Here is an 8397-nt window from a genome sequence, read left to right as displayed (position 1 = left end):
ATATCCGCACAATCACCGGCGCAGGATGCCAGTTTGCACCGGCGCAGGATGCCAGTTTGCGGCGATAAGCGAGCAATAGGGATCGCGCGGCGTTCCACCTTGAAGCTCGTTCCTAGTAGCGCATCGATAGTCACTTCCACGCCCTGCAGCCAAGACTCCTTAGGCGAAGTGTATTTCTCCGCTAGCCACGCCGCTTTGGCAGGCGGGGCACTGCCACCGTATGCTAGCACCGTGGCCTACGGTGGCAGTGGGCAAGCTGTGTCATCACATAACCGTCCACGCCGTATTATAGTGACCCGCCAGTACCAGCCAGCGATGGGTGCTGAGATACAGTCAAAGAATACGTTGGAACTCTGCCGAGCCGGCACTCTGCATTAACTGATAGAGCGACACGCTGGTCAGGCCGGCGCCCCGGTTTTCCCATTCCCGGAGCTACTGCACACTTTAGGTAGAGTGTGATAAACTTTATGCAGAGAATGTATTAGCATGATCAGTCATATCTTATCCGTTCAATTTTTACAGAATTAGCCCGGCAGATTAAGCGCCGGGGCAGGAGCTGTGTTTTTAGCAGGAAGGGATTTGCGACACCTACTTAACCACCCATGAGCCAACACTGCAAGCCTGGATAGGCCGCAATACCACGGCGCAATAGCCTGGATGGGCGGGCGGCACCACGTGCTGCGCGCCAGACCCCACGAATGCTGCCTGGCACGCTACGAGTCATCAGTGTGCGGAGGTAAATTTCCGTCCCTTTATCGACTGGCACCGATAATGGAGCGACCGTTGGCGGCTAAAGCCGGAATCAGCTGTGTATTTATGCAATCACTTATCATCAACCGTGAAGGCAATTCGTGATTTTTCCTCGGCGAATTGCTGATAAATTTGCCACTGCTGGTTGACGCGCCGCTGGCCGAACAATACGGCTGATGCGTTACCTATATCATTACCATCTGCCCTACCAGCGCCATTATCGAGCCCTATACCATGAGGAGGTCCGCCGCTGTATCTCCTATTTGATAATTGAGTTGGATAAAAAATTCCCGAGGCGCTGCGTCCTCCTGGTTGATAGGCAACCGTATTTATGGCCGCGATAACTGTCACATTGATCTGCCTGTGGCACAACTTCTCACAGCTGACCGGATGAGCACGGATTTAAGTCCGTGATCGGTATTACATGCCCCTGAACTGGTAGAAATGTTTGACTGGAATGAAGCAACATTTTACGCGTTACCGAAAGGTTCAGCCATTCGGCGCATTTGGTCACGTTCGCTATATATACTCTCCTTATCAGGACGAGATCGCGCTGGACCGCCGACATGGAGAGCTGCCGCTGCTGGATGTGCATATTTATTAGGCGCTGGAAAGGCAGATCGCACGTTGAGAAACCAACTGCCGCCGTGACGACACTAGGCGCGCTGCAAACGCGGCTGATCAAGGCCATCGAAAAAGGATTAACGCGAGACGCTTAGAGTCTTTCTCGCTGGGAAAGACTTCTTACAATACCGCACAGTCGCTGTGTATAAAAATGAAAATCCTTTGACGAACAATCGTTACAAAAAATGAAAAAGATAGATCTTACGTTTCATAACAAAAATTTATTTTTCTTTTTCAACTAGATATGAAAAAGAAAATTTTCAACAGCCGAATGCACGCGATCGACAGCTTGAAGAGGACTGTGGATAACTCTGTTCAAAAGATTATGATGGAATTATGACGGAAAACATGAGGCAGACGCTGCACTACCTTTAACGATGGATAAATTATTTATTCGCGCAATTAATCCGTTTACTACGTAAAATGCGGCGAAAAACTGATTGTCTCGCGGTCGGCTAGCACAGCCACGCCCTGATAGCCTTCGTTATGAAGAACTGCATGATGTACTAGATACCTCAACTTAGCAAGCTTTTTTTGTCAGCCGCATGCGTGGATCCGCTTACCGTATAGTGGAGAAAAAGCGGCGGATGGTTCTCATGAAATAGCGTACAGCCATGGATGTACGCGTTATCAAGATAGCCTCCTATGGCTTCATAACAATACTGCAGTGATCAGGCAAGTAACGAATACATAACATCATTGCGCCGCGAAAAGAGAATTAAGCGCGCCACGGCATCGGCATCCTTAGCCTGGCGGCATCGATAAGATGAAAATGTAAGGTTAATTTGGTCGGGTCGTCTTGCCTATCTCTTGTCTTCAGGCTATCCCTTGGCTTCGATACGCAAAATCGGCACTAAACCCGCGGTTGCTTGTGTAACCCCCCCTCAAGATGACCGAAATGCGCATCATGTGACGTGAAGACGAACCGGTTGATGCAGAAAAATGACAACTCCTGCTATGGCTATGGCTATGGCTATGGCTATGGCTATGGCAGGGACTTTCAGTTGCTATGGTGGTCGTTGAGGCAACAGCGACCGTTGCAGTTGCAGTAACAAAAACACTTTACCCTCGCGCAACAAAAGGGGTCTTTCAAGCCTTTTTTTTGCAACCGGAGACAGAACCCGTGCGGATCGGTAACTGTTAATTAGAGCGGAAAACTAGGATAGAACCCACGCCCCCAACCTTGGCAGAGGTTGTACTCTGCTACTGTACTGAGCTATTCCCACTTGGATATAATGTGAAACTCTAGCGTTATGGGGAGCGAATTATACTGGAAATGCCACTAGTTGCAAGTCTGTCAGCGACAAAGTAGGGTTTTTTCGCCGGTGTGATCGACGAAAAATAACCACGCTGGCTCTGGCTCCGTTTTTACTACAAAGCGGCTACAGACGGATAAAATGCTCGCGATAGTAGGCCAATTCCGCCACAGACTCGCGGATATCGTCCAGCGCCTGATGGGTATTTTTTTTCTCCAGTCCGGCTAGAATTTCTGGCTTCCAGCGGCGGGCCAGTTCTTTAAGCGTACTGACATCCAGATAACGGTAGTGGAAATATGCTTCCAGCGCCGGCATATAGCGGAACAAGAAGCGCCGGTCCTGGCCGATGCTGTTGCCGCAAATCGGGGACTTGCCGGCGGGGACCCATTCAGCCAAAAAGGTCAGCGTCTGCGCCGCCGCCGCCTCTTCATTCAGCTGACTATGCCGAACCCGATCAACCAGCCCGCTTGTGGTATGGATACGCATATTCCACTCATCCATCAGCACTAGCTGGGCGTCGGATTGATATATCGCCAGCACCGGACCTTCCGCCAAAATAGCCAGATTGGCATCGGTGACAAGTGTCGCGATTTCGATAATGCGATCGCGCTCGGGATCCAGTCCGGTCATTTCCAGATCAATCCAAATCAAGTTGTTATCATTTACTGGCATGATTTTCTCGTAGTAAGGGATCTTATGGCTTATCTGTTAGAATATGTACGATAGCCTTTTTTTTCGCCATGGGCGATTCATCCGTACTAACTCTAACTACGTGAGGCGCAGAAGTGAAAGAAAATAAACTGTCCAAAGGTCAGGATCTCCGGGTACAGGCCAACCATCAGCACCGCTTGCAGCAGCGTGAGCGTGCCGCGCTACCCAATGGTACGACCAGCAATTTGAAGAGGCTCAGGAGGGTGTGGCAGTTAGCCGGTTCGGTATGCATGTTGACGTGGAGGACGCCGCAGGCTGCATTTACCGCTGCAATCTACACCGCACGATGAAGTTCCCTAGTTACGGGTGATGGGGTGGTTTGGCGCGCCCCTCAGTCGTCCAGGGTCAGCGGAATTATTGTAGAAGCAGTCCATCCGCGCCATTCGGTGCTGACTCGCCTTGATGTGTATGACGGTGTCAAACTCATCTCGGCAAACATGGACCAAATCGTCATTGTTTCCGCCATTTTACCCGAGCTGTCTTTGAATATTATCGATCGCTATTTAGTGGCGTGCGAAACGATGGAGGTGGATCCGCTTATCGTTTTGAATAAAATAGATCTACTGACGGCGGCGTAACGGACGAAGGTTGAGCTTCAAATGGCTATCTATCGCTGCATTGGCTATCGGGTGTTGTTGGTGTCAAGCCATACCAACGAGGGGATGAGTCCTTTCTGGGAGATGCTGGCCGGGCGAACCAGTATTTTTGCCGGTCAGTTGGGGTGGGCAAATCGAGCCTGCTAAATGTGCTGCTGCCGCCGGAACACGAGAAGATTTTGGTCAATAGCGTCTCAGATAACTCGGGGATCGGGTAACATACCACCACCACTGCCAGGCTATATCATTTCGGCCACGGCAGTCATTTAATTGATTCCCCGGGGTACGGGGATTTGGTTTGTAGCATCTGGCGCCGGAACTTATTGCACATGGTTTCGTCGAATTCAGGGATTATCTAAGCACCTGTAAATTCCGTGATTACTGCAATGATACCAATCCGCGCTATTCGTGGTGTGGCGGAAAGAAGCGCTATCGCCCGCGAACGTTTCGATAACTACCATCGTATTCTCGAAAGAATAGTATAGCGCAAGTCAACGCCGGTAAGGTGTTTTGATGGCATACTCGCTGACATTTATCGCCGTCGGCGGTACAATGCTATTCCCTTTTGACTATATTGAAACAAATAAAGAGGTCCCCATGCTGGACAGGATAAAGATAGCTCTACAATACCTACTACATAAGCGCTGGCTGACAGAGCTGGCTGGTTGGGGTGCAGAACGCCGCGGTGGCTGTCTTACCCGCTGGGTTATTACGCTGTTCGTGCGCTGCTATAAGGTTGATATGCTAGAAGCGCAGCAGCCGGATGTGGCCGCCTATCCGACCTTTAACACCTTCTTTGTCCGGCCTCTGCGCGACGACGCTCGGCCCATTGATGCTGATCCGGCGGTAATGGTCTTGCCAGCGGATGGGATCATCTCGCAGCTCGGTCGCATCGAGGGAGAGCAGATATTCCAGGCGAAGGGGCACAATTACAGTCTGGAGGCTCTGCTGGCCGGCAATGAGCCGATGATCGACTACTTTCGCGACGGCAACTTCGTCACGATCTATTTGGCCCCACGCGATTATCATCGTGTACATATGCCTTGCAACGGCGTGCTGCGCGAAATGCTTTACGTGCCGGGCGATTTATTTTCGGTGAATCCACTGNNCCGTAGCCAATATCCCTAACCTGTTCGCCCGCAACGAGCGGGTTATCTGCCTGTTCGATACAGATTTTGGCCCGATGGCACAAATTTTGGTTGGCGCGACTATTATCGGCAGTATCGAGACCGTCTGGGCGGGCACCGTCACGCCGCCTCGGGAGGGGATTATCAAACGCTGGCGCTACCCGAAGGCGGACGCCGCCGAAGCGGTAGTGTTGCTAAAAGGACAGGAAATGGGGCGCTTCAAGCTAGGTTCCACTGTCATCAACCTGTTCGCCGGCAAAAAAGTGCTTCTGAGCGAACATCTGTCCACTCGATATGTTACCCGCGTCGGTCAGCAGCTGGCCCACGGCGCCGTGCAAGCCGAAAACCCGCTAACCTGAATCTTTACGGTTAACAGGAGAGTTCTCACCTTGCGCCTGATTACGCTTTTCCTCCTGAGTTGGCTGCTGGCCTCACTGGCCTTCGCAGCCAACCTGCCAGACGAGGGCCAGCTCAAAAAGGATCTGCAGCAGGCACAGGATGATAAAAACGCGCCGAACCAGACGGCGATTGTCGAGGCACTGCAGTCAGCGCTGAACGCCCTCGTTGAAATTAAAGTATCCAGCGCCAAAATACGGGAATATCAGAAAGCTATCGACGATTTTCCGGCGCTGACACGCCAACTGCGGGATGAAAAAAACAGCGAACCGGATGAACCCGAACCCTTCAGCCCCAAACTCGCCAGCAGTGAACTAAATCAACGACTGCTACAGATAAATAGCCAACTAATGGATTTAGCAGGCCAGTTACAGAAAGAGCAAGACCAGGCGCGTGCTATCAGCGACTCTCTGGGCTTGCTGCCGCAGCAGCAGGCCGAAGCGCGCAGGGCGCTCAGCGATGTGGAACAACATCTGCAAGCGCTGCCGATCCCCAACACACGGCTGGAACAGGCGCAAGCAACCACGCTACAGGCTGAACAGGCCGCCCGTCGCCTCAAGGTGGAGGAGCTAGATCTTGCCCAGTTAAGCGCTAGTAACCGCCAGGAGTTGTCGCGCCTGCGCGCCGAGTTGCTAAAGAAACGCCATGACCGCTTGGATCAAGCGCTACAGGCGCTGCGCAACCAGCTTAATAGTTTACGTCAGCAGGAGGCGGAACAGGCAATCGAGCACACTGAAATGCTAGCGGAACAGGTCGGCGAGCTGCCCAAGTCAATCGGTACCCCGTTGCAAACTAATCGCGAACTGTCCATCGCGCTGAACCAACAGGCACAGCGCATGGATCTTATTGCCTCGCAGCAGCGCCAGGCTGCCTCGAAAACACTACAGGTCCGTCAGGCTCTCACAACGCTACGCGAGCAGGCGCAATGGCTGGATGAGTCGCCGGCACTGGGGGAAACCCTGCGCGCCCAGGTGTCAAGGTTGCCAGAGATGCCCAAACCGCAGCAGCTCGACAGCGATATGGCTCATTTGCGCGTGCAGCGCCTGCATTTTGAAGATCTGATGAACAAGCTGCCGCAGCTCTCTCAGGGAACACAGGACGACGGTTCGCCGCTGACGTCGGCGCAGCACCGCATTCTTGACGCACAGCTTGCCACCCAGCGCAACCTGCTCAATGTACTGCTGACAGGCTGCGATACCCAGATCCTGGAGCTTACCAAGCTGAAGGTGGCCAATAGCCAGCTTGAAGAGGCGATGAACGAGATCCAGGAAGCAGCTCATCGCTACCTGTTCTGGGTGGCTGACGTGGGCCCAATTAGCCTTTCCTACCCGCTGCACATCGGCCAGGATCTGCGCCGGCTAGTGACCCTGGATACGTTCAGTCAATTGACCTACGCGCTTAGCATGATGCTGACTAGCCAGGAAACGCTTATTCCGCTGTTCGGAGCTCTGCTGCTGGTCGGTTTTAGCCTCAGTTCCCGCCGTCATTATCATGCCTTTCTTGAGCGCTCCAGCGGCCGGGTGGGGAAGGTCAATCAGGACCATTTTTCCCTGACCCTGCACAATGTTTTCTGGTCGGTGCTGGTCGCCCTGCCGCTGCCGGTCCTGTGGGCAGCGCTAGGCTATGGCTTGCGCCACGCCTGGCCCTATCCAGTAGCGGTCGCTATCGGCGACGGCGTAAGCGCCACAGTGCCGGTGCTGTGGATATTTATGGTATGCGCCCACTTCGCCCACCCGCAGGGACTGTTTATCGTGCATTTCGGCTGGCCACAACAGCAGGTAAAGCGCGCGCTACGCTACTACACGCTGTCTATCGGCATGATCGTACCGCTGATTATGGCGCTGATATCGTTTGATGATTACAGCGAGCGGGAATTTGCCGGCACCTTAGGCAGATTATGCTTTCTCCTGTTGTGTGCTTGTCTGGCGCTCGTAACTAGCAGCCTGAAACGTGCCGGCCTGCCGCTGTATCTTGATAAGCATGGCGTCGGCGATAATGTCGTCAACCGTTCTTTATGGAATCTGATGATCTGTGCACCCATCGTCGCGGCCGCGGCGGCGTGCCTAGGGCATCTGGCGACCGCGCAGGCGCTGCTGGCGAGGCTGGAAACCTCGGTTGCGATCTGGTTCTTCTTGCTGATTATCTATCACATTATTCGTCGCTGGATGTTCATTCAGCGACGACGTATCTCCTTCGAACGTACCAAGCAGCGCCGCGCGGAGATGCTGGCCCAGCGGGCACGCAATGAAGAAGATCTGTCGCAATCCCAGCTAAATGATGCCGCCGCCGAAGTCGATGAAAAGGTGCTGGATCTCGATACCATCAGCGCGCAATCGCTACAGCTGGTACGCTCCATACTGACGCTGATTGTGTTGCTATCGGTGATTTTATTGTGGTCAGAGTTGCATTCGGCTTTCGGCTTCCTGGAAAACATTACCCTTTGGGATGCCACCTCCACTATTCAGGGAGTTGATAGCATTCAGCCGATTACGCTCGGCGCAGTGCTGATCGCCATTCTAGTTTTCATTATCACTGCCCAGATGGTGCGTAACTTGCCTGCACTGCTGGAGTTGGTGCTGCTGCAGCATTTGGATTTGACCCCCGGCACTGGGTATGCCATTACTACCTTGACCAAATATGGTCTGATGCTGCTGGGGGGAATTATTGGTTTCTCCATGATAGGAATCGAGTGGTCGAAACTGCAGTGGCTAGTAGCGGCATTAGGAGTAGGGTTGGGGTTTGGCCTGCAGGAGATCTTCGCCAACTTCATTTCCGGTCTGATGATCCTGTTTGAAAAACCGATTCGGATTGGCGATACCGTTACTATTCGTAATCTGACCGGCAATATTACCCGTATCAACACCCGCGCTACTACCATTACTGACTGGGATCGAAAAGAGATCATCGTGCCTAACAAGGCCTTTATCACCGAACAGT

General features: G+C 52.8%; 4 protein-coding genes and 3 pseudogenes. 5 read left to right on the top strand and 2 right to left on the bottom strand.

Features of this window, described 5'->3' with window-relative positions; genetic code table 11:
- A partial coding sequence (locus tag BG74_RS07405; RefSeq protein WP_187202769.1) for a hypothetical protein occupies positions 1-230 on the bottom strand: 230 nt, incomplete at its 3' end.
- A gap of 273 nt (positions 231-503) precedes the next feature.
- Here BG74_RS07405 and BG74_RS17775 point away from each other — a divergent pair.
- Positions 504-1469 (top strand): annotated as a pseudogene (locus BG74_RS17775) (4Fe-4S double cluster binding domain-containing protein).
- Positions 1470-2756: 1287 nt separating this feature from the next.
- Here BG74_RS17775 and orn read toward each other — a convergent pair.
- A complete protein-coding gene (gene orn / locus BG74_RS07395; RefSeq protein ID WP_066597566.1) occupies positions 2757-3302 on the bottom strand; it encodes an oligoribonuclease in 546 nt (181 codons plus the stop codon).
- Between the two features lie 113 nt (positions 3303-3415).
- On the opposite strand from orn, the pseudogene rsgA reads away from it, so the two are divergent.
- From rsgA to mscM, 4 genes and pseudogenes are all read left to right on the top strand, one after another.
- A pseudogene (gene rsgA, locus BG74_RS07390) lies at positions 3416-4422 on the top strand (small ribosomal subunit biogenesis GTPase RsgA).
- 112 nt (positions 4423-4534) lie between these two features.
- A pseudogene (gene asd / locus BG74_RS17770) lies at positions 4535-5044 on the top strand (archaetidylserine decarboxylase); the annotation flags it as partial.
- Between the two features lie 2 nt (positions 5045-5046).
- Positions 5047-5423: archaetidylserine decarboxylase (gene asd / locus BG74_RS17765; protein WP_244267422.1), on the top strand; the 377-nt coding region annotated here is incomplete at its 5' end.
- Between the two features lie 30 nt (positions 5424-5453).
- Positions 5454-8397 (top strand): miniconductance mechanosensitive channel MscM (mscM, locus tag BG74_RS07380; protein WP_439895708.1); only part of this gene is annotated, 2944 nt, incomplete at its 3' end.

It is taken from the genome of Sodalis-like endosymbiont of Proechinophthirus fluctus (assembly GCF_001602625.1).
Lineage (GTDB): Bacteria > Pseudomonadota > Gammaproteobacteria > Enterobacterales > Enterobacteriaceae.
This window is presented reverse-complemented; position numbering and strand designations above follow the sequence as displayed.

Excerpts from the sequence above, each read along its gene's own strand:
- orn (WP_066597566.1), bottom strand. The coding sequence starts at position 3,302 with ATGCCAGTAAATGATAACAACTTGATTTGGATTGATCTGGAAATGACC.